19 protein-coding genes are annotated in these 21486 nt (G+C 62.5%); 11 read left to right on the top strand and 8 right to left on the bottom strand.

Annotation, left to right across the window (positions count from 1 at the left end; all coding sequences use genetic code 11):
* Positions 1-30: 30 nt before the first annotated feature.
* The 4 genes from VJ673_RS17335 to VJ673_RS17320 all read right to left on the bottom strand — a co-directional run bounded on the left by VJ673_RS17335 (position 31) and on the right by VJ673_RS17320 (position 3264).
* Entirely contained in the window at positions 31-567 is a 537-nt protein-coding gene (locus VJ673_RS17335) for an Hcp family type VI secretion system effector (RefSeq protein ID WP_015435378.1), read from the bottom strand.
* A gap of 39 nt (positions 568-606) precedes the next feature.
* The gene (gene tssC, locus VJ673_RS17330) at positions 607-2091 is read right to left on the bottom strand and encodes a type VI secretion system contractile sheath large subunit (protein WP_324127408.1); all 1485 of its coding nucleotides are present in this window, start codon (positions 2089-2091) and stop codon (positions 607-609) included.
* Complete coding sequence (gene tssB, locus VJ673_RS17325; protein ID WP_324127407.1) at positions 2088-2600, bottom strand: type VI secretion system contractile sheath small subunit; 513 nt, start codon at positions 2598-2600, stop codon at positions 2088-2090. The genes tssC and tssB overlap by 4 nt, the downstream gene beginning before the upstream one ends.
* Positions 2601-2679: 79 nt before the next feature.
* Complete coding sequence (locus tag VJ673_RS17320) at positions 2680-3264, bottom strand: tetratricopeptide repeat protein (protein WP_324127406.1); 585 nt, start codon at positions 3262-3264, stop codon at positions 2680-2682.
* Positions 3265-3428: 164 nt separating this feature from the next.
* Between VJ673_RS17320 and tssJ the strand changes: the two genes are divergently transcribed.
* Genes tssJ through icmH form a run of 3 tightly spaced genes read left to right on the top strand, consistent with a single transcriptional unit; the run spans position 3429 to position 6221 of the window.
* Entirely contained in the window at positions 3429-4097 is a 669-nt protein-coding gene (gene tssJ, locus VJ673_RS17315) for a type VI secretion system lipoprotein TssJ (protein WP_324127405.1), read from the top strand.
* Positions 4098-4107: 10 nt separating this feature from the next.
* A complete protein-coding gene (tssK, locus tag VJ673_RS17310; protein WP_324127404.1) occupies positions 4108-5454 on the top strand; it encodes a type VI secretion system baseplate subunit TssK in 1347 nt (448 codons plus the stop codon).
* Positions 5451-6221, top strand: coding sequence for a type IVB secretion system protein IcmH/DotU (gene icmH, locus VJ673_RS17305; RefSeq protein WP_324127403.1), 771 nt, complete (start codon positions 5451-5453; stop codon positions 6219-6221). The genes tssK and icmH overlap by 4 nt, the downstream gene beginning before the upstream one ends.
* 31 nt (positions 6222-6252) lie before the next feature.
* On the opposite strand, the gene VJ673_RS17300 is transcribed toward icmH, so the two are convergent.
* Positions 6253-6987, bottom strand: a complete 735-nt coding sequence (locus tag VJ673_RS17300; protein WP_324127402.1) for a hypothetical protein — start codon at positions 6985-6987, stop codon at positions 6253-6255.
* A gap of 130 nt (positions 6988-7117) precedes the next feature.
* Between VJ673_RS17300 and VJ673_RS17295 the strand changes: the two genes are divergently transcribed.
* Genes VJ673_RS17295 through VJ673_RS17270 form a run of 6 tightly spaced genes read left to right on the top strand, consistent with a single transcriptional unit; the run spans position 7118 to position 15253 of the window.
* Complete coding sequence (locus VJ673_RS17295; RefSeq protein ID WP_324127401.1) at positions 7118-7948, top strand: M15 family metallopeptidase; 831 nt, start codon at positions 7118-7120, stop codon at positions 7946-7948.
* A gap of 56 nt (positions 7949-8004) precedes the next feature.
* Entirely contained in the window at positions 8005-8271 is a 267-nt protein-coding gene (locus VJ673_RS17290) for a PAAR domain-containing protein (RefSeq protein ID WP_324127400.1), read from the top strand.
* Positions 8272-8293: 22 nt separating this feature from the next.
* Positions 8294-9709: a hypothetical protein gene (locus VJ673_RS17285; RefSeq protein ID WP_324127399.1), complete on the top strand. Its 1416-nt coding sequence runs from the start codon at positions 8294-8296 to the stop codon at positions 9707-9709.
* A 27-nt stretch (positions 9710-9736) separates the two neighbouring features.
* On the top strand, positions 9737-13495 hold the full coding sequence (tssM, locus tag VJ673_RS17280) for a type VI secretion system membrane subunit TssM (RefSeq protein WP_324127398.1): 3759 nt from the start codon (positions 9737-9739) through the stop codon (positions 13493-13495).
* A gap of 13 nt (positions 13496-13508) precedes the next feature.
* Positions 13509-14477, top strand: a complete 969-nt coding sequence (gene tagF, locus VJ673_RS17275; protein WP_324127397.1) for a type VI secretion system-associated protein TagF — start codon at positions 13509-13511, stop codon at positions 14475-14477.
* A 23-nt stretch (positions 14478-14500) separates the two neighbouring features.
* Positions 14501-15253: an OmpA family protein gene (locus VJ673_RS17270; RefSeq protein WP_324127396.1), complete on the top strand. Its 753-nt coding sequence runs from the start codon at positions 14501-14503 to the stop codon at positions 15251-15253.
* A gap of 60 nt (positions 15254-15313) precedes the next feature.
* Here the strand turns inward: VJ673_RS17270 and tssA are convergent, their stop codons facing one another.
* The gene (tssA, locus tag VJ673_RS17265) at positions 15314-16399 is read right to left on the bottom strand and encodes a type VI secretion system protein TssA (RefSeq protein ID WP_324127395.1); all 1086 of its coding nucleotides are present in this window, start codon (positions 16397-16399) and stop codon (positions 15314-15316) included.
* Positions 16400-16486: 87 nt separating this feature from the next.
* A complete protein-coding gene (hydA, locus tag VJ673_RS17260; protein ID WP_324127394.1) occupies positions 16487-17938 on the bottom strand; it encodes a dihydropyrimidinase in 1452 nt (483 codons plus the stop codon).
* 304 nt (positions 17939-18242) lie between these two features.
* On the opposite strand from hydA, the gene VJ673_RS17255 reads away from it, so the two are divergent.
* Positions 18243-18986, top strand: a complete 744-nt coding sequence (locus VJ673_RS17255) for a GntR family transcriptional regulator (protein WP_324127393.1) — start codon at positions 18243-18245, stop codon at positions 18984-18986.
* A gap of 43 nt (positions 18987-19029) precedes the next feature.
* Here VJ673_RS17255 and VJ673_RS17250 read toward each other — a convergent pair whose 3' ends face one another.
* Entirely contained in the window at positions 19030-19815 is a 786-nt protein-coding gene (locus VJ673_RS17250) for a GntR family transcriptional regulator (RefSeq protein WP_324127392.1), read from the bottom strand.
* A 314-nt stretch (positions 19816-20129) separates the two neighbouring features.
* Between VJ673_RS17250 and VJ673_RS17245 the strand changes: the two genes are divergently transcribed.
* Positions 20130-21440, top strand: coding sequence for an MFS transporter (locus tag VJ673_RS17245; RefSeq protein ID WP_324127391.1), 1311 nt, complete (start codon positions 20130-20132; stop codon positions 21438-21440).
* Positions 21441-21486 lie beyond the last annotated feature (46 nt).

The following is a 21486-nucleotide window of genomic DNA, read 5'->3' as shown; positions in this document are numbered from 1 at the left end:
TTCCGCCGCAATCATGTGAGACGCAACCCATCAGGTCAGGTTCGGCGTGTTCTTCGCCAGGTTCCAGGCGCCCTGGATATTGACCTTGCCCGACTTGGTACCGTCGATATTGAGCTCGTCGTAGGTCCACTTCACTGCTGAGTACTTCAGCGAGAAGCTTTCCTGCGGGATTCCTTCGCCGCTCACACTCGGCGAAATCGAACCAATGATGACGTTCTTGAGTTCGATCTTCATGAACTGATGCCGGCTCTGAGTCGAAGACGGGTTGCCGGTCGTGTTCTTGCCGCCGAAGGCGCGGTAGAAGTAGATGATCACATCGTTGACGACAAGCCCCGACGAGCACGCCTGGTACAGCTTGGGGCTCGCGCCGTCGATATCCTTGGTGAAGATCATTTCACCATGCTCGACGCGTTCCGCGGTATGTCCGCCCGCCGCCGATGCAGTGGCCGACTTCGGCTGACGCATCTGGTGCGTCCAACTATAAACCTCAACGGTATCCTTGTGACGGGTATCGCGGGAATCGCCCTTGATGTCGCTTCCCTTGAATTCGATGTAAATATCCTTCATTACGACGCTGCTCCTCTGTTTGAGAACTGGTATTCAGGATCAAGCCTGACCGGAACCGGGCAACTCGGCGACGAGACGCAAGGACACCGAAAGCTCGTCGAGCTGGAAATGGGGACGGATGAACGCGACCGCGCGGTACACGCCGGGTCGTCCCGGCACCTCGCTCACTTCGACTGAAGCTTCCCGCAAAGGGAACTGCGCCTTGGTTTCCTGCGACGCGGAGTCGTCCGCGGTAACGTATTGGTCGATCCAGCGCTGGAGATAGCCCTGGACGTTTGCGGGCGACGCAAAACTGCCGATCTTGTCGCGCATCATCGCTTTCATGTAATGCGCGATTCGCGACACGGCGAAGATGTATTGCAGTTGGGCCGAAAGCGATGCGTTTGCGTTCGCCGCGTCGCTGTCATATTTTTTAGGCTTCTGCGCGGATTGAGCGCCGAAGAACGCGGCGTAATCCGTGTTCTTGCAATGAACCAGCGGAATGAAACCCAGGTCGCTCAGTTCCTTCTCGCGCCGATCGGTCACTGCGACCTCGGTCGGGCACTTCAAGGCCACTTCTCCGTCGTCAGTACGGAAGGTATGAGTCGGCAAATCCTCGACCAAGCCGCCCCCTTCAACGCCGCGGATGGCGGCGCACCAGCCGAAATTCTCGAATGCGCTGGTGAGGCGTGCGCCGAACGCGAACGCGGCGCTGCACCACAGGTACTTGTCGTGATCCGACCCGTCGACGTCCTCGACGAAGTTGAAGCCCTCGGTAGTGACGCCATCAATCGGGTTGTAGGGCAATCGTCCAAGGAAGCGCGGCAGTGCCAAGCCGACGTAGCGTGCGTCCTCGGAATCTCGGAAAGATTTCCACTTCGCATACTCGACGGTATCGAACACCTTCGCGAGATCGCGGGGCTTGCCCAGATCGGTATATGAATCTAGGCCGAACAGTTCAGGTGATGCGGCAGCAATGAAGGGCGCGTGGGCCGCAGCCGCGACATGCGACATCTGTTCAACAAAATACATGTCCTCCGGTTGCCGCGTCAGTTCGAACTGGCCGATCAAGGTGCCGAAGGGGGCGCCGCCAAAGGTTCCGAACTCCTCTTCATAGACCTTTTTGAAGAGCGCGCTCTGATCGAAATCGATCGCGGTCTTGAAATCCTTGATCAGCTCGCTCTTCGACGCATTCATCAGCTTTATCCGAACCTGCTCGCCCGTCGACGTCTGTTTGCACAAGTAGTGCAAGCCGGTCCAGGCGCTTTCCAGTTGCTGAAATGCAGGAGCGTGCATGATTGCGCTCAGCTGCTCGGAGATAAGGCGATCCAAGTCAGCGACGCGCGCATCGAGCGACGCGGCAAGGTTTTCGGAGATCAGGACCTCGCCTTCCAGGACCTGGTTGGCGAGTTCGCTGATGATGTCACGGGCCCGTTCGCGCTCCTGATCGGAACGCGCGACGCGGCTTTCCTCGATGATCCTGTCGAGCAGCACGGCCGCCGCCGGCGCAGCGACTGCAGATTGAACACTCGCGTGCATCGTCATTGCTCGGTCTCCTCGCCAGCTTTGGCGCCGAGGCTTTCGAGCTGCTCGGTGTTCCTGAGAACCTCGTTCAGGCAGTCTTCGAGCTTCTCGTTACCTGCGAGCTTGTTGCGCAGGTCGGCAAGCTTCGAACGCGCCTCAAGCAACCTCCGCAAAGGCTCGACCTGCCGGACGACAGACTCGGGGCGAAAATCCTCGAAACTCCGGAAAGTCAGATCGACCCCCAGTTCTCCGCCCTCGCTCGACAACATGTTCGGAGCACGAAATGCGGCACGAGGCGCGAGCCCAGCCATCACGTCGTCGAGGTTATCGAGGTCGACGTTGACGAACTTGCGGTCTCGCAATTTTCCGAGTGCCTGGGTGCTTTGGGCAGCAAAGTCCCCCAGCACGCCGACGACGAAAGGCAGCTCCTTTTGCTCGAGCGCATCCCCCCTCTCGACGTCGTATGTCAGCTGCACCCGAGGCGGCCTCACCTTCTGCAACCGCTTTTGTACGCTCTCTTTCTTTGCCACGAGTCTCTCCAAACAACCGTATTCGAATCGATCGCGATCCGCGTTCCGGGTCCAATCTGCGGGCTTGCTCCGCCCGGGCTTATCTGAGCGAACTGAATGGGTTTGCGCCCGGCGCCTGGCCACCGGCGTCGTTCCGCGCCGGTCGAACCACTTTCTTCCGCGGTCGCTCCTTCACCGGGACAGGCTCCGGCGTAGGCTCCGTCGAAGCACTGGTCTGAATCGCCGCAACCGGGACCAGCACATCCTCTCCCAACGTTTCGCGCAGGTTCCGGGCGAGACTTTGAGCATCCGCCTGGGCGGACCCCCTCAGATCGGCGTCCTTCCGCAATTCCGCCAGCGACTCGGTCGCAACCCGCAGACCACTCACCGCCCGCACGCTCTTCGCGGTCCGATCTGCCGGGTCGCGCTGCAGCACTTCATCTGCAGCCACGATTGCGCGCCCATAGGCTCCGGCATCGAAATGGAGCTTTGCGAGACGAACCCAGGGCTCCTTACGTGCCGGATTGTCACTCGCCATCCGCGAGAGGAGACCGACCACCTCCTCCTGCTTGTTTTCGGCCATCAAGGCGTCGATCTTGATCGACGAACTCTCCATGGCCGCTACGAATTCGCTTTGACTCAACGGCTGTTTCGTCGTCGCGCAACCGCCGAGCAGGAGTGCCAATCCGACACACCCGGCTGCCACCGTTCGCGCACACGCAGGAAAAACGCGGGATTCCAAACAACTCAAAAACGTGTGTGGCATATGCATTATTACTATTCATTGCACTTGAGAGCTCGGCATAGTACAGTCCAGGCCGTCGCTTAACAAGCTTTTTGCATATTCAAATGTTCTTTTCAGAAAATACCAATGAAATTTCTGAAAGAAGCCGACGGCGTGGTTCAGGCCAGCAGCGGCCCGTTGCTGCTTTCGCCGTCCTGGCCGTCCTGTTGCTCTCGGGATGCGCGGGAACGACAGCGGCGAAGGTCGCGGGAACGGCGGTGTCCTTTGCGCTCGAATCGGCGGGACTGGGCGAAATGAAGGACGAACACAGAGAGGAGGCAAGCTACCAGGTTCCCCTGCGCATCCAGGCCGCAGAACAGCTGAACCTGTCGGCCGACGGGAAGCCCCTCTCCTTGGTCGTCAAGATCTACCAACTGAGTGGGACGGAGGCGTTCAGCCGCATGACGTATGCGCAAGCGAACATCGCGGACGAAGAAAGGGCACTACTGGCCGACCAGCTCGTGTCATCACGCGAAGTTGTGCTGATCCCGGGCCGAACCTATGAATTGCCCCAGACCCTATCACCCCGCGCAACTGCGATCGGCATCGTCGGACAGTTCCGGGCACCTTCCGCCGGACGATGGAAGCTGGCCTTCGACGCACGAGCGTCCAAGGACAACGGTATCGCGGTCGGCGCTCTTGCATGCGCCCTCGCCACGGGCGCGGGCATCGTGATCAATCAAGCACCTGCGGAATCGGCAAGATCGGCAGCCGGCAGCCGCTGCAACGCATAGGAATATTGCATTGCCAAGTCTTCCAAGGATTCTCTGGGGCGAAGGGCTGTTCCTCCGCCCCCAGCATTTTCAGCATCAGGACGCGTACACGGAGTCGCTGTGCCACACGACGCTTCTGACCGCTCAGCCGTTCGGTTGGGGCGTTCGGGCACTGGAAGTGGACAGCGAGGCGCTGCAAAGCGGAACTCTTCGCTTCAATCGCATCGACGCCATTCTCCCCAACGGCGAATCGTTTTGCGCCCCTGCCGTCGATCAGCTTCCGCCTCCGCTGACGCTCGATCCGCTCGTCCAGGAGGAGAGCGGGACCGAGTTTCACCTTGCGCTCCACCAGCTTCGCAATCACGGGGGCAATTGCACGAGTGACGAAACCCAGCCCGGTCACGCCCGTTACCTGATCTGCGGCACGGAAAAGCCGGATCTATATACGGATGCGGCCGACGCCGAAATCACCGTGATTCGCAAGATATCCCTCCTCAAGGCCGAGCAGGAACCGCGCGAACAATTCCTGACCTTGCCCCTGATCCGGGTGCGTCGGACATCGAGTCGAGGATTCGAGCACGATCCGTCGTTTCTACCCCCCTCGATCTCGCTCGGAAGCTCGCCGCTTCTGACACTCTTGCTGCGGCGGCAGTTGGAAGCGCTGCAAGCCAAGGCCAATGCTCTCTACGGCTTCCACCGCGAACCGTCGAAACACATCATCGAGTTCCGCTCGGGCGATATCGCATCCTTCTGGCTCCTGCACACGGTCAGCAGTGCATGCGCCGCTCTGATGCACCTGTCCAGGAACCCGGAGCTTCATCCGGAGCGCATGTACCAGGAGCTGCTGCGGCTTGCCGGTGGACTCATGACTTTTTCGCGCAGCTACAGCCTGACGGATCTTCCCGCGTATCAACACGCGCAGCCCGGACCGGCGTTTCTGAAGCTCGATGCGATCCTGCGCGATCTGCTCGAGACCGTCATCTCGACGCGCTATTTCTCGATCGCACTCACGAATCCCAGACCGGCGTATCACGCGGGTCGCCTGGATTCGGACAAAATCGCGCCGGACACGGCCTTCTACCTTGCAGTCTCGGCGAGCCATCCCTTGTCGGAAATCATCGAGACGATTCCGTTCCGCTTGAAAGTGGGTGCCCCCGATGATGTCGACAAGCTCGTCCTCTCGGCAATGTCCGGCGTGCGCCTGACGCACGCTCAACAGGTTCCCGCCGCCATTCCGGTGCGTCCCGGCGCGTGCTACTTCGCCCTTGACTCGCACGGAGCGCTCTATGAGCGCATGCTGAAGGCGCAGTCCATCGCGATCTACGCTCCGGAGAGCTACCAGGATCTCAAACTCGAACTGATTGCCGTCACGTCATGACAAGCGCCCCTTCCCTGTTCGCCGACGCCCCGAGTGCCTCATTCAACGATGCGGCCAGTATGAAACCGCACGGTCTGGTCGATCTCCTGTACGACGGATTTCACATGCTGATGCTCCTGCATCACCAGAAGACGCCGAAGGACGCGGCCCGGTTCAGCGTCAGCATCCAGAAATTCCTGGACGACTTCGAACGGCTTGCAAAGAAGCATGACTTTCACTCCAACGACATCTTCGATGCGAAATATGCATTTTGCGCTGCCGTCGACGAATCGATCCTGGCGTCCCGAATGGGCGTCCGTGACGATTGGGAGCGTCGTCCGCTACAACTGGTGCTGTTCGGCGATCAACTCGCTGGCGAACACTTCTTCGACAGGCTCGAACGCGCCCGAAACGAGGGCGCCGCGAGAATTGCGGCTCTCGAAGTCTTCCATCTATGCCTGCTATTGGGCTTCAAGGGCAAGTACCTGCTGGAAGGTCCGGAAAAGCTGAAGTATCTGACCGCTCAACTCGGCGAGCAACTCCTTCACCTCAAGGGGAAACGTGCCCGGTTTGCGCCGCGGTGGGCGGCACCGGATCAAATCGCTCATTTGCTTAAGCGGGAAGTGCCGATCTGGGGAATCGGGTCGGTGATTGCCCTGCTGGGCCTGCTCGCGTACGTCGGTCTCGCGCTACAGGCGGAGAGCAATACGCATGCGGCGCTCGCCGGCTACGACGGACTGGTTCAGCTCACTCCGCGCCCGCCAACACTGAACATCACGCTTCCCTGAGGAAGAGACCTGCTTACAGCGCCGCGCAGGCTCACTTCGACGAGGCGCGCACGATCGCCGTGATGATCTCGACGTCCCGCTGGATGTCGTCGGACTCTGCCGCCACGGCAATAGGCCCGGCGGGAGCCGCGTGCTGAGACGAGCGGGTAACGGTCCCGGCACCTGAATCCAGAGTGGCCGCGGCTTGGAGGCGAGTCGACGGACGATGTGAGCCCTGCTCGGGACGCGTGGCGACGGCCGGCCTCGCGGCGGGGTCTTGCGAACGGTCGGCGGCATGCAGAGCCGCACTCGCCTCGCGGCTCAACGCGTTTGCGCTCGATAGGCTCCGTGCCGGAACGGCCGTCGCCGGCTGCATTGTCGACATCGCCGTTTCGGCGGATGGTGCTGCGGCAGACGACACGATACGCGCTGCGCCATCGGCTCCGTCATTCCCAGTGGAATTGCCCGCGACAGCGTCTTTTGGAACGGTCCTGGCTTGAGGAGCAACGACCGGCGGAAGCTCCGCGCGCATCGGAGACATGCGCACTTCGAGCGCCTCCGTCTGCTCTCGATGCCACAGCGCCAACATGAAGACTGCGGGTATCACCACTGCGAAAAAAAGAAGCATCGCTGCACGAGATCCGACAACATCAGAATCAGGATCTACGCGGGCCTGGGCAGGATCGAGATCGCTCAATATCTTGACCGTACCCTCGTCACGTCGAGCAGCACCGGTCGAAAACATATCCGGACCTACCTTTTTGATTACCGAACTCGCATCTTTCATATTTTTTTGTACTATTACATATACATTTAATTTGCAATTGTCTTAAGATAACGTCTTTTTGCCGGCGAGGGCAATCCCTGCTTTCAAACGTTAGCTGAACGCAGGGGAGATGTACCACGGGGAATGCGAATTGGTTTTCATCTGGCTGTCGATCTACTTCCTCGCGATTTCCGTTGCAGTTGCTCTGATATCCCTTCCGGCGCATAGGACTCACATCGCCGAATTGGCGCGCGCGCTGACGAAGCGGACCCCGACGTTAGCGAGCTCGAAACTGCCATACGGCCAAGGAAGCCGGCCCACGCGGCCTTCGTTCGCCGGCAATGTCACAGTGCTTCAGAAGAATCCGCTGCTGCTGGCCGCCGCATTCGTCCTGGTCGCCGCTCCCCCCGCAGTCGTGAGCGTCATCCGAGGCCCCGCGATCTTCACGTTCGATGACGTCGCGCAATCCCAGGACCGGCAGATCGAAGCACTCCTACGCGGCGAGCACCTGATTCCCCCTCCTGCTTTACCTCCCGAGGCTTTCACGACGCGGGAAGTCGAACTGATACGCCCCGACATCGCTGGAGCGAACCGCAGTTGGGAACAGCTGTCGCCCGAATTCACTCGGCGCCTGCTGACGGTCTTCAAGGTGATGCGGGAACAGCACGGCTACGAAATGACGCTGATTGAAGGGTACCGCTCACCTGAACGACAGGCAGCGCTTGCCCTGCAGGGCAGTCAGGTGACCCGTGCCAGCGCCAATATGAGCTACCACCAGTACGGTCTGGCAGGCGATTGCGCGTTCGTGCGCGACGGCCGGGTGGTCATATCCGAACGCGACCCGTGGGCCATGCATGGCTACGAGCTCTATGGCGCGCTTGCCGAAACCTACGGGCTGACCTGGGGAGGGCGCTGGTCGTTCAGGGACCTTGGACACGTAGAGCTGCCGCGCAGCGGCGTGCTCGGAAGCCCGAGGACCTGAAAACCCCTTTTTCCCCGGCCCAAAGGTTTCAGCCTCTTCCCCAGAACGGAGTATTGATGTCGCGCCCTTTCATTCTTCTCGGTGACAAGACCAGCCATGGCGGCGTCGTGATCGGCGCATCGGAAAGCAGCGATTGCGACGGCAAGGGAATCGCCCGGGTCGGCGACCAGGTGACGTGCCCGAAGAAGGGACATGGACGTGTCACAACGATCGTCACGGGCGATCCGACGGCGCTGATTGATGGGCGTCCGGCGGCACGTCATGGCGACAAGACGGCGTGCGGCGCAATGCTGATCGCAAGTCAATCGCTGACCACCGACTAACCCTGACCCTTCGATCAAGAAAATGTTGGCGCTCGCTTCAAGAGTCCTGCTCACCGCCCTGCTGACCTTTGCACTGGTCTGGGCGCTGGTGCTCGGCTGGTGGAAAGCCAACGACTTCGCGCCGACGACGAGCGACCTTCTCCTGTGCCTGGGCGCGCTACCCCTGCTGCTGGTAGGAAGCTTCTGGCTTCTTCGCGGCTTCATCGAGCATCTCAAGAATCCCGCGTCTCCCGCGGCGGCGACGCCGGAGAATCGCAATGCCGATGTCGACTCGCGGCCGACATGCCGCAGTGACGCTGCCGATCGCCTCGCGGAATTGCTGCTGCTCGGCGCTTCCGTCGTCGCGCGGACGGGGAGCTCGGCCGAGGAGTTGCTGGCTGCAGTCCTCGCAGGTGACCGGCCAAAGCCCGATGCTACCCTGCGCAGCGGTGAAGGCTTCCCGATCTTCACCGCGCGACTTGACGGCCTGACCCCCGAAGTGCTTGTGGATATCGAGGCCGAGCTCGCGGCGGCCGGACTGGCTTGCGGCGCCGGGCCGGAGCAGGTCCGCACACTCGCGCTCGTGGACGAGGTACTCCCGTCGGCATTGGCACAGGCGAGCGAATGGCTTCATCAGTGGGCCACGCCGGCCACGCTCGAGCTTTTGTGGCTGATTCCCGAATCCGTCGCCGCCGTGGGACGGGACTGCCTCGCCGCTTGGCTGGACAAGCGGTATATGCATGTCCTTCCCCACGAATATGAATTGCACCTCAAGCCCGTCGCAGACGAGTCCGAGACGCTACGAGAGCTGGACGAGTTGATCCTGCGCGCCGGACATGACGCCATACAGCCCACGCTTCATCTTGTGCTCGGGGCGACGTCGCACGTCGGCGAGGCCACGACCGAAAGATGGAACGCCGAGAAGCGCCTCTTCTCCGCAAACCACCAGCCCGGCCAAATCCCAGGTGAAGCGGGCGCCTGCCTGCTCCTGACTTCTCCTCGAACCGCCATTGCCACAAACCACGAGGCCGGCGCGACGCTGAGCCGTGTGAACGCCGGTCGCCGCGAGAAACCGGCCGATGCACGTGGCCGGGTCAGCGGGCATCTGCTTGCGGCCCTGATCGACGACCTTCTCGTCCATCGCAAGCTCGTCGCATCCGACGTAGGTGCGCTCATCGCCGACAGCGACCACCGCGATACGCGGATCGGCGAATTGCACGCGGCGCTGGACGACCGTTTCGAGGCGATCGACCCGATCGAGGACTGTCATCCAATCGGTACGGTATGCGGAACGGTTTCGCCGATCGCGTCCTTGATCGTCCTGGCCTGCGCGCACGCCAAGGCCCAGTCCACCGGCGGTCCCGTGGTGTATGTCAGCAACCAGGATCCGATGTCGCGTGCCGCAATGCTCGTCACCCCGTTCTCCCCACCGCCCGCTACCGAAAGCGCTCCATCCTGACTCCGCGAAACACACTGAATCGATCCCATGTTTTCCATTCGCTCCTTCCTGACTGACTCCCGCTTCCTTTCGTTCGTCGGCATCGGCGCGGCCGTCGCGTTCTTCTTCCTGGGTGCCAAGACACTGAAGGTCGCTCTCTTCTGGGCGGCACTCGCAAGCGGCTTGGTCGTACTCGCATGGCTTACCGTCTGGGCATTCCGCCAGTGGCGCGCCTCCAAGGCCTCCGATGCGATCGGCAGGATGCTGGACGACCAAGGTGCGGCGGCTTCGGCCAAGCACGCCGCCACCGAAGCGGACGTCGCCACGTTGCGCACGCGGCTGCAGGAGGCGATCCGCACGATCCGGACATCGAAGCTCGGCCAGACGGCCGGTTCCGCAGCCCTGTACGAACTCCCGTGGTACATCACCATCGGAAACCCGGCCGCCGGGAAGAGCAGCGCGATCATCAACTCGGGGCTCAAATTTCCGTTCGACGACGGCGGCGCACACAACGTGCGTGGAATCGGGGGCACCCGGAACTGCGACTGGTTCTTCACCGCCGGCGGCATCCTCCTCGATACGGCCGGCCGCTACTCCATCTATGAAGACGACCGCGACGAGTGGCTGGGATTTCTGGATCTGCTGCGTAAGCACCGGCCGCGCGCGCCGATCAATGGGATCATCGTGACCGTCAGCATCGGGGAGCTGATCGGCAATCCCCCGGCCTTTGCCATCGGGCTGGCCAAAAACTTGCGGCAGCGGGTTCAGGAGCTGACCGAAAGACTGCGGGTCTTTGCCCCGGTCTACGTGATGTTTTCCAAGGCGGACCTGATCCCGGGATTCCACGAATTCTTCCAGGACGTGGACTGGAACGAACGCGACCGCGTATGGGGCGCGACTTTCCCCTACGAAGCGCAGCCGCGGAGCGATCTCGTCGCGCAATTCGACGCGCGCTTCGACGAGCTATACGAAGGACTGCGGGCGCTCAGCGTGGCGCTGCTGTCGCAGACGAGCGGAGAACGGTGTGCTCCCGGACTACTGACCTTTCCGTCCGAATTCGCGTCGGTCAAACCGGCGCTGCGCGCCTTTGTTGCGACCCTGTTCGAGGAAAACCCGTTCCAGTTCCAACCCGTGTTTCGCGGTTTCTACATCACCTCGGCGCTGCAGAGCGGTGAGACGCGGCCGCTATCGGACACGCGAGTCGTCCGGCAGTTCGGCCTCGAAGGTGAGGGCCCGATGCCCGTACGCACGGCATCCAATCACGGCTTCTTTCTCAAGGATCTCTTCGCCCGCGTGATTTTTGCCGACCGCAACCTCGTACGCCAATATGCCAGCCGCGAAAGCATGCGCCTACGACTGGGCTTCATCGCGGTCAGTCTGGCAGCGCTCGGTCTCGCGCTCGGAGCCTGGGGCTGGTCCTACCTGAACAACCGCGAACTGGTTGCCAACGTCGAGCAAGACCTTATCAAGATCGTTCGTCTTCAGGAAGGACGCCAGGACCTGCAATCACGGATGGAGGCGCTGGAGATTCTTCAGGATCGGCTCGAACAACTCGAACGCTTCAACGACAGCCACCCGATTTCGCTCGGCCTCGGCCTTTATCAGGGGGAAGTTGTCGCAGACAAGCTCAGGCATGAGCTCTTTGCAGGCGCCGAGGGTGTCATGTTGAAGCCCGTAAAGGAAAACCTCGAACGCTTCCTCGCAGACGTAAATCAGCATGCCGGCGAACTGAAGACACACGAGATCAACAGCGCGCCATCTGCCCGAGCGGCGAATCGTCCCTATACAGAGGCTGTTCCCAGCAACGTGGAAGATGCGTACAACGCCCTGAAAACCTACCTGATGCTCGCAAACCGCGAGCATGTCGAGGTCGGTCATCTCTCGGACCAGGTCACACGCTTCTGGCGCAGCTGGCTCGAAGCGAATCGGGGGACGATGAGTCGCGAGCAGATGATCCGCAGCGGGGAGCGCGTCCTTTCGGCCTATCTTGCGCACGTGAACGCGACCGACTGGCCGACGATCACCAACAACCTCGCGATCGTGGACCAGACTCGCGAGAACCTTCGTAACGTGGTGCGCGGAATACCGGCCGCGGAACGCGTCTATGCCGATATCAAGGCCCGCGCTTCGACCCGCTTCCCGCCGATTTCAGTCGCGAACACCGTCGGACCGGAAAATGCAAATCTCGTGGCCGGCAGCCATGTCGTATCGGGAGCTTTTACTGCCGAGGCGTGGCGCGAATACGTAGAAGGCGCAATCAAGGATGCCGCGACGAGCGAGCAGAACAGCACCGACTGGGTTCTACGGACCGCCGCGCACGACGATCTGACGCTCGAAGGCAGCCCCGAACAGATCCAGAAGTCCCTCGTCGCAATGTACAAGGCCGATTACGCGGAAGAGTGGAAGCGATTCGTACAGGGTGTGACGATTGCTGAGTTCGAAACCTTGCCGGATGCAACGACCGCGATGAATCGCCTCGGCGATCCGCAACATTCGCCGATTGGGACCCTGCTGAAGCTCATCTTCGATCAGACCTCGTGGGATAACCCGTCTATTGCGAACGTAGGCATCGGACGTGCGCAGACCGGCTTCATCGAATGGTTCAAGCGTTCGATCCTGCGCATGGCGCCCAGCCCGGTGCAACTCGACCTCAACGTGAGTTCGGCCAAACTCGAAGTTCCGATGGGTCCGATCGGCCGGGAGTTTGCCGGCCTGGGCCGCTTGATGGTGCCGCGCGACGGCAGCGATCCGCTGATCAACATCTACCTGAAACAGCTGGGCCAGGTGCGCACTCGCCTCAATCAATTGAAGAACCAGGGCGACGCCGGTCCGGGTGCGGCCAAGCTGATGCGGGCGACGCTCGACGGTGGCGAATCCGAGTTTGCGGATGCCCTTCGGCTCGTCGACGAACAGATGCTGGCCGGCCTGTCGGACGATCAGCGCACGGTCTTGCGACCGCTGCTGGTCCGTCCGATCGTGCAGACCTTCCATGCGCTCGTGAAGCCGGCCGAACAGGAGGTGAACAAGACCTGGCAGGCCCAGGTGCTTGAACCGTTCAACCAGAAACTCGCTATCAAGTACCCCTTCGCGGCATCGGCCGGCATCGAAGCGACCCCGACGGAAATCGGACAGATCTTCGGTCCGGAAGGTGCGATCGCGAAGTTCGTCGACGCTTCGCTTGGAACGCTCGTTGTCCGCCGCGGGAACACGGTAGCCCCGCGTACCTGGGGCGATCTCGGACTGACGCTGCGCCCCGAATTCGTCGCGGGATTCGCGCGCTGGGTCGGCCCCCTCGAAGGCGCGGCGTCGAGCGATGGCGGCGGGACTCAGCCACAAACGGTGTTCATGCTGCTGCCGCACCCCTCGCCCGGCACCACCGAATACAGCGTGGAAATCGACGGGCAAAAGCTGCTCTATCGCAACGGCGTAGCGCAGTGGTCGAATTTCGTCTGGCCCAATCCGGCAGGCGTTCCGGGAGCTCGGATCACGGCAACGACTTTCGACGGACGCGTCATCGAGATCGTCAACATCCCGGGACGCTTCGGTCTCGAGAAGCTGATCAGCTCCGCACAACGTACCCGCAAGCCTGACGGCAGCTTTCAGCTCACGTGGTTGAACGACAACACGACGATCAGCGTGGACCTGCGCGTCGTGAGCAATCCGCAGGCACGGGCGGGCGACGGCAACGCAGCCAACGAACGGGGCTTCGCGGGCCTGCATCTGCCGGAAGAAGTGGTGGGTGATCCGGCCGGGGCCGCTGCTCCCGCCGCGGTCGCCTTTGCCGGCAACGGTTCGGCTGCGCGCTGAAGGACAACGCCAGATGTCCGCTACCTGCTTTGGCAAGATCCCTTCGCGGGGCGATTTTGTGAAGGGGACCGGCCAACACCAGTTGATCGAAGTGCTCGATCGCTGGATGTCGGCCGGGATGGAACTGCTATCGACGGATCCCACATGGAAGATCGCGTACGACCAAGCGCCCACCTTTGACTTCGCGTTCGTCGGGGCCCGCAACCGGGTCTCGGTGATCGGCCATCTGCGGCCGAGCCAGGACGCCTCCGGGAGACGCTTTCCGTTCATCGCTGCCGCGACGATCGAGCGGGACGACAGTTTGATGTTCCGCTGCGGCCCGGCCGCGCTCCTGCACCCCCTCGGCGAACTCGGCAAGGCCGCGGAAAGAGCGACCGGCGGCGCCGATATGGGTGAGGTCATGCAGGCCGTCGACACGCTCGATTGCACGGCGACTGTCGACAAGGCATTGCGCGAGGATCCGCTGGGGCATTACGTACGCCGCACGACCTTGGCTGACTTCGCATCGTCCCTTTCGCCGGCACAATCGCCAGAGGCGGTGCGCCGCATCATCCTCGCCGTCGGCATCCTGCTCCGGCCGGTACTCGGCAATCCGGCGCTCGCCATCGAGAAAGGGCTGAGCATGCCGCTGCCCTACGCTACGAAGCAGCGCTACCTAGCTGCCGGACTGTGGCTGTATCTCGTGACGGCGTTGCTGCGCAAGACGGCGATCGAGATTCAGGCGCTAATCTCCCACGACGCGCGGTCGCCGCGCCTCACCATCGGCTTCAACGGGGCATCGGCGCACACTCTGCTGTGTGCGCTGTCCCCTGCCCTTGCCGCAGAGACGACCGTGGCACTCGACGACCCGGAGTGGATCGATGAGCACCCGGATCTGACTCACGACTATGGCGTTGCCAAACTCGCCTCCTACCTTGCTCAACCATCGCTGACGTTGGAAGCCGCGCTGAATACGTTCAGGGAAGTTTTCCTCGGGGAATGACCATGCCCATTTCGATACGCCTCGTGGCCGCCGCCGTCGCCTTGAACGTGTTTTCCGCTTACGCGCTCGCCGAGCCCGCGGCTGGCGGACAGATAGTCGTTTCCGGGACAGTTCCGGACGAGGCTTCGCGCGCAGCGATCCTTGCTCGAATGCGCGAGCTCTACGGCGCTTCCGCGGTTGTCGACCGCATGGAAGTGACCGACGTGGTCGCGCCTCCGAACTGGGGCAGCTACATGAGCAAACTGCTGCAGTCGGACCTCAAGCAGGTCCATCAGGGAGAATTACAGGTCACCGGAACGCAGGTGACGCTGAAAGGACGTGTCGCCAACGATGGACTACGCCAGCAGGTGGCGGCCAACGCCGCCACCGCGCTCAATCCGACTTACACCGTGACCAATGCACTGACCGTCGGCAACGGCGGGCAATCTCTTCTGGACAAGACGCTGTCGAACCGCGTGGTGGAATTCGAGCTCGGGGCGGCGACGCTGACCCCGTTGGGGACGACGATCCTCGACGAGATGCTGGAAGCGATCCGGCAGCTCAACAATCCGAAGCTGCAGATCATCGGACATACCGATAGCACGGGCGATCGGGGGGCCAACATTACGCTGAGCCTCGCCAGGGCAACGACCGTCCGAAACTATCTGGTCGCCAAGGGGGTTGCGGCGGCGAGTTTGACGGCTGTGGGCGTCGGGCCGGACCGGCCGGCGAACTCCAACGACACCGTCGAAGGGCGCGCGAAGAATCGCCGGATCGAGTTCAGTTTGATGAATTGACCGACGCCGCCGCGATGTTCCCGACTTCCAGTCGGGACTCGGTAAGGTCGCGGTCTTCCGTCAGTGACCCGATTCGCCCACGCGAGGGTCGACGCCCAGCAACTCCTCTACGTGCAGCAAGGCGCCGTCGTCCTTGACCACCGCACGCAGCCATTCATGCAGCGACATGCTGCCCCATCGCGCGGCCTTGTCTGCAAGGTAGGCGACGGGGCTGTGCGGCTCGGTCTGGCGGAAGAACGCGGCGATCTCCTGCAGCTGACGGATTGCCTGGGCTCGCGACCAGATCGGACCTCCTCCTCCGACAGCCGGCGTGGCAACGACGCCCACCGCACGCGTCGGAGCGCTCCGCCCGGCAACCGCCGCGGGCACCACTTCCGCGGGTGCATCGGTCGCGCCGGCTTCCGCCGCATAACGCTTCATGCGCAGGCGGACGTCATCCAGCACGTCGAGCACTGCCGCAAAGGAAGGCGATTCGCGACCGAGGAAACGATCGAGCACCGTCTGTAACAGCCGTACCTGTGCGCTCGCAAGGTCCGCATCGCGCACGCCGTCGACAAAATGTCGCGGCGCCGTGTCGCGGCGTGCTGCGTCGAATTGAACTAGCGTCAGCCGTGCTCCTTGGGCAAGTTCGTCGGCTTGCCCCGGACTGCGTTCGATGCTCTGGGCGAGCGCACGCGCCGACTCAAAATCGATGGTCGAATAATTTCCTTTCGGCGAGGAAGTCAGCAGGAACTCGCGCACGAGGCGGCTGGCGCGGTGGGCGAGCCACTCCAGGTTACCGATGCGCGGCTCCATGTCGTCGTCCTCCACCTGCGGATGCAGGTGCGGCCAATAGGCTTCGCACAGACCTGCGAGCACGCGGAAACCTTCACCCATTCCGGCAAGGCCCCGCGTCTTGGCGAGCGCCTCGACCATCCAAACGGCGACCCGCACATCCTTCGTCCGGCTGTAGAGCAGGTCTTCGCAAAGCTGGACCACGCGCGTCCAGTCGGCCTCCTTGTGCTCGGCGACCCACTCGCCCTGGGCGAGCGAGGGATCGTCGAATCGACGCGCCTCGTTGATCTGGTCGAATTCGGCGGAGAACATCATGTCGCTGCCGCACGGGGTTTCGCCATCCAGGGGGCGAAGCAGCTCATCCAGGTTCATAGCACTCTCGAATACTCAAACCACATATTCTAAACAAATCGGGAGTGCTGGTCGCGCTGGTTTACGGCCGAGGCCGCATCGAAGGGGTCAAGCGCGTGCCGGCCCGCCGGTGGCAAGTTTGCGTTCGCTGCGCGGACGAGCAGGGGTCGGCTTCGCGCAGGGGAGGAATTTCCCGCGGCCGGGCTGCACTTGGGCATGCGGAGCCGACCACACGACTTCGCCACGCGAAATCGTCACGCCCGGCCAGGCGCGCAGGTTCATGCCTTCGTACGGCGTGTAGTCGACGTTGTGGTGGAGTTGCTCGTTCCTGATCGTCTGGTTGAGGTCGGTGTCCCAGATCACGAGGTCCGCGTCGGCGCCCACGGCGATGCTGCCCTTGCGCGGGTAGAGGCCGTAGAGCCTGGCGACGTTGGTCGAAGTGAGCGCGACGAAACTTTGTGGCTCGATGCGACCGGTGAGCACGCCTTCGGAGAAGAGCAGCGCGAGCCGGGTTTCGAGGCCGGGGATGCCGTTCGGGATCTGGTCGAAGGAGGCGTTCTCGCCGGCGGCCTTCTTGCCTTGCGGGTCGTCGAAACGGAAAGGAGCGTGGTCGGACGAGAAGACCTGGAAGACGCCGTTCTCCAAGCCGTCCCAGATCACCTGCTGGTTGGCCTTGTCGCGCGGCGGCGGGCTGCAGACGCACTTGGCGCCGTGGAAGTCGTCGCCGTCGAGATGCTCGCTCGTGAGGAAGAGGTATTGCGGGCAGGTTTCGCCGTAGACCTGCAGGCCCCTCCCCTGCGCCCAGCGGATCTGTTCGACGGCCTCTTTGCCGGAGACGTGGACGATCAGGATGGGCACGTCGACGAGTTCGGACAGCGAGATTGCGCGGTGCGTGGCTTCGCGCTCGACGAGCATCGGGCGCGAGGCGGCGTGGAAGCGCGGCGCAGTGTGGCCGGCGGCGAGGAGTTGTTCGGTGAGCCAGGCGATGCAGTCGGTGTTTTCGGCGTGAATCATCACCATCGCGCGCTCGCGCCGGGCGACGGCCAGGGTTTCGAGAATCTGGCGGTCGTTGAGCTTGAGGTCGTCGTAGGTCATATAGATCTTGAAGGAGGTGTAGCCTTCGGCGATCAACTCGGGGAGCTCGCGCTGCAGCACGTCGGGAGTCGGGTCGCTGACGATCATGTGGAAGGCGTAGTCGATGACCGCCTTGCCGTCGGCACGGCGGTGGTAATCCTCGACCGCGGCGCGCAGCGACTGGCCCTTGAGCTGGCAGGCGAAGGGGATCACGGTGGTCGTGCCGCCGCAAGCCGCAGACAGGGTTCCGGAGTGGAAGTCGTCGGCCATCTTGGTGCCGTCGGTCATCGGCTGGTCAAGGTGGCAGTGGCCGTCGATGCCGCCCGGCATGACGTAGCGGCCGGCGGCGTCGATTTCCTTACGGCCGGCGGGCAAGCCGCGAGCAAGGGAGACGATGACGCCGTCGCGAACCCCGATGTCGCAGTCGAATTCGTCCGCAGCGGTGACGACGTGCGCGTTGCGCACGACGAGATCAAATTCTTCCATTGTCTTCTCCAGGTGTCTGTGGGTGCCTTGCGCCCGGATGTCGGTGACTTCCACAAAACCACCGATCATCTACGCTCGTTTTGTCGACAATATATATATTTATTTTAGACAGTTCAAGCCAGATATCGCGCAAAGATTCCCTAAGATGCTGAGCCGGCGGCGGCTTAGTGATCACGCTCTTCGCCGACGGTCCACTAGATGAACTGCCGACACCTTCCGTCGATTCCTTGCACGACCGGATTGCGGAAACTTAGAATCGGCCCGATTGTGCCCTTCGGGGGCCAGCTCACATACGGGACGAAAGATGCGGAAGAAGGCGGACAAGCAGCGCGAGAGCCTCGCTCAGGCAGACGAGGACGTTGTGCAGGCGGCCGAATCGACGGTTACGGACCAGGAAATCTACGACCGCATCATCGTATCGATCATGGAGCACCGGTTGCCGCCCGGCACCAAGTTGGGCGAGGACAAGCTCGCGAAGATTTTCGGCGCGAGCCGTGCGCGCGTGCGGCAGGTGCTGGCGCGGCTTGCGCTGGAACGTGTGGTCGTCCTGCATCCGAACCGCGGGGCCTTCGTTGCGGAGCCGACCGTGGAGGAAGCGCGCGAGGTGTTTGAAGTTCGCCGCCCGCTGGAGGCGCTGGTTGTCCGGCGCGTCATCGAGAAGAGGACCGATCCACGCATCATCGCGCGGCTGCGCGAGCATGTGCAGGCCGAGGAAGCCGCGCGCGCGGCGCGGGATCGGAGGGCGATCATCCGCCTGTCGGGGGAATATCACGTCTTGCTCGCGGAGCTGTCGGGCAACGCTCTGGCGGCGCGGCTCATGCATGAACTGACCTCGCTGACGTGCCTGATCATCTTCCTGTACGACGCGCCGTCGGTGCCGGCCTGCCGTGACCAGGAGCACTCGGAGATCACGCAGGCGTTGGCGGATGGCAACGAAGCCGAAGCGATCCGTCTGATGACGGAGCATCTCGATCACGTCGAAGCCTGCCTCGACCTGTCGCGCGGACGCCCTGAAGAGTTGGACCTCGAAGCGGCGCTTGCGGGCTGAATTTGGCCCGAGGAGCGCAGTTGTGCCAGTGGTACGCTGAGCGTCACAGAGGCGAAATCGGGGAGAAGATGCGCTCGAGGTCGTCGTCCTCCTGGGCGGCAAGGCTGATGTCGAGCGAGTGCTCGACGTGATCGAGGTGGTGCAGCATCAGCGCTGCAGCGCGCTGCTGATCGCGCTGCGCGAAGGCGTCCAGCAACTGGCGGTGCTCGTCGTCGGGACAGGCGCGGCCGAGCGGCGAATCGTAAAGAATGATGATCAAACAGGTGAGCAGCGTCAGCTCGCGCATCTGCCGCGCGAGGATGGCATTGCCGGCCATCTCGGCGATTTCGAGGTGGAATTCGCCCGATAGCCGGATGACCTGTTGCCGGTCGCGGTCGGCGCGCGCCTTTTCCTCTGCGACGACCAGCCGGCGCAGCCGCGCAAGCTGAGCAGGAGTCGCGGAGAGCGCAAGCTTGCGCGCGAGCGCGGGCTCGATCAGGCGGCGTGCCTCGAAGACTTCTCGCGCTTCCTCCACGGTCGGCTCGGCCACGAAAGCACCCCGGTTGGGAATCAGCGTGACCACCATTTCGTGCGAAAGCCGCGTCAGCACTTGCCGGATCATCGCGCGGCTGGCGCCGAACACGGCGGCGAGGCGTTCTTCCACGAGCTTGCGACCGGGCGCCAGACGGTGCTCGATGATGGCCGCGAGAATCCTCTGATAGATCGCCTCGGCGTCGGCCCCTGCCCCGGCGCGGGTACGGCGCTCGGTAGCCAGCCGGACGACCTTTTCCTCGCGGGCGATTCCACCGCTTCCCGGCGAACTATCCTGAAATGAGTGTCTCGTTTTCATGTTGCTCCTCGTGTCTCGACGACGATCTTTGTTGGCTAACTATAAACTTTTTTGTCGACAATTTCTTGACTTCGTGTCGGCGCAAATTCTATATTGAGTCACACATCGATGCCGCTGACTTTTCGGACCCAGACCTACCCGGTTGAAAATCCGGCCAGTGATCGACAACGAAAAGAGCAAGAAAAGGCGCACGGCTGCAGCCCGGGCCGATGCGACGGAAGTCATCGACACGCCGTATTGGGAGGCGCCGCCCGGGTGAGGAGCCCGGAGCGGAATCGCCGCGAATCATTCAAGACGTGGAAAGGAGACACCACATGAGAGCTGAAATCGCCCTGGACCGGGCAGCAGCGGTTCCGGAAGTACAAACGAAGGTCCGTTGGCGGATCTTCCTGATGATGCTGTTCCTCATCTCGATCAACTACATCGACCGGGCTTCGCTATCGGTCGCGATGCCGATGATTGCCAAGGAGTTCGATATCGGGCCCGCCACCCAAGGCCTGCTGATGAGTTCGTTCTTCTGGACTTATGCCTTCATGCAGATTCCCGGCGGGATGCTCGCCGACAAGTTCGGCCCGCGCCACGTCATCGCTGGCGCCACGCTGGGCTGGGGGTTCTTCCAGGCGATTGCGGCTGTATGTACCGGCTGGGGGAGTCTGCTGATCACCCGTCTGGGCCTCGGAGCGGCCGAAGCGCCGATCTATCCGGCGGGCGGCAAGCTCAATGCCATATGGATGACGCAAAACGAGCGCGGGCGCGGAGCGACCTTGCTCGACGGCGGCGCCCCGCTGGGGGCTGCGCTGGGGGCCATCCTGATTTCCGGTCTGATCGAAGGCTTCGGCTCCTGGCGGACGTCCTTCGTGATCGCCGGCGTCGGCACCGTGCTCGCCGGTTTGTGGGCCTGGTCATACATCCGCAACCATCCGCGGGAGCATCCGGCGGTCAATGCCGCCGAAGCTGACTACATTGAGGAAGCGCATGCAGAGGAGCTGGCTGGCGCGCCCAAGGTGACGAGCGGCAAGGTGATGGACTTCTTCCGCTATCGCTCGACCTGGGGCATGTTCTTCGGCTGGATGTGCTTCAACGCATTGTTCTACGGCCTGCTGACCTGGATGCCGACCTATCTGTCGAAGCAGCACGGATTCGACATCAAGCAGATGGGCGGTGCGGTATTCATCATGTTCTTCTCGGGCTTCGTCGGCGAACTCTTCGGCGGCTGGCTCGCGGACAAGTGGAAAGCGGCGGGCGCATCCCAGGGCAAGGTGCTGCGGACGCTGTTCGGCATCGCGTCGATCATCGCGACGGTTTCGATCTATAGCGTCGCTCAGATCACCAATCCGGTGACCGTCGTGGTGATGCTGTCAGTGACGCTGTTCTTCCTGCGCTGGTGCGGTCTGTTCTGGTGCGTTCCGTCGATCCTCGGCACCCGTGCGCGAGTGGGCTTCCTGGGCGGCGTGATGAACCTCGGTGGTAACTGCGCCGGCATCGGTGTGCCGATCCTGGTCGGCGTGATCGTGCAGGCGACTGGTTCGTATTACCAGGCGCTGATGCTGTTCGCTGCGGCCGGCGCGGGGCTCTTCATCTGCTCGACGATGCTGATCAACTACGACAAGAAGATCCCGGTTTGATCTCCCCCGGGCTCCGCGGTGTTGCCTGCCCGGAGCCCCACCTCCC

The sequence above is a fragment of the Aromatoleum sp. genome (assembly GCF_035254505.1).
Taxonomy (GTDB): Bacteria; Pseudomonadota; Gammaproteobacteria; order Burkholderiales; family Rhodocyclaceae; genus Aromatoleum.
The sequence above is the reverse complement of the archived record's forward strand: the minus strand, read 5'-3'. Positions and strand labels throughout refer to the sequence as shown.

Excerpts from the sequence above, each read along its gene's own strand:
- hydA (WP_324127394.1), bottom strand. The coding sequence starts at position 17,938 with ATGGAAGAATTTGATCTCGTCGTGCGCAACGCGCACGTCGTCACCGCT.
- tssC (WP_324127408.1), bottom strand. The coding sequence starts at position 2,091 with ATGACGATGCACGCGAGTGTTCAATCTGCAGTCGCTGCGCCGGCGGCG.
- tssA (WP_324127395.1), bottom strand. The coding sequence starts at position 16,399 with ATGAACCTGGATGAGCTGCTTCGCCCCCTGGATGGCGAAACCCCGTGC.
- VJ673_RS17255 (WP_324127393.1), top strand. The coding sequence starts at position 18,243 with ATGCGGAAGAAGGCGGACAAGCAGCGCGAGAGCCTCGCTCAGGCAGAC.
- VJ673_RS17250 (WP_324127392.1), bottom strand. The coding sequence starts at position 19,815 with ATGAAAACGAGACACTCATTTCAGGATAGTTCGCCGGGAAGCGGTGGA.
- VJ673_RS17290 (WP_324127400.1), top strand. The coding sequence starts at position 8,005 with ATGTCGCGCCCTTTCATTCTTCTCGGTGACAAGACCAGCCATGGCGGC.
- tssM (WP_324127398.1), top strand. The coding sequence starts at position 9,737 with ATGTTTTCCATTCGCTCCTTCCTGACTGACTCCCGCTTCCTTTCGTTC.
- VJ673_RS17245 (WP_324127391.1), top strand. The coding sequence starts at position 20,130 with ATGAGAGCTGAAATCGCCCTGGACCGGGCAGCAGCGGTTCCGGAAGTA.
- VJ673_RS17335 (WP_015435378.1), bottom strand. The coding sequence starts at position 567 with ATGAAGGATATTTACATCGAATTCAAGGGAAGCGACATCAAGGGCGAT.
- tssJ (WP_324127405.1), top strand. The coding sequence starts at position 3,429 with ATGTTCTTTTCAGAAAATACCAATGAAATTTCTGAAAGAAGCCGACGG.
- icmH (WP_324127403.1), top strand. The coding sequence starts at position 5,451 with ATGACAAGCGCCCCTTCCCTGTTCGCCGACGCCCCGAGTGCCTCATTC.
- VJ673_RS17285 (WP_324127399.1), top strand. The coding sequence starts at position 8,294 with ATGTTGGCGCTCGCTTCAAGAGTCCTGCTCACCGCCCTGCTGACCTTT.
- VJ673_RS17300 (WP_324127402.1), bottom strand. The coding sequence starts at position 6,987 with ATGAAAGATGCGAGTTCGGTAATCAAAAAGGTAGGTCCGGATATGTTT.
- tagF (WP_324127397.1), top strand. The coding sequence starts at position 13,509 with ATGTCCGCTACCTGCTTTGGCAAGATCCCTTCGCGGGGCGATTTTGTG.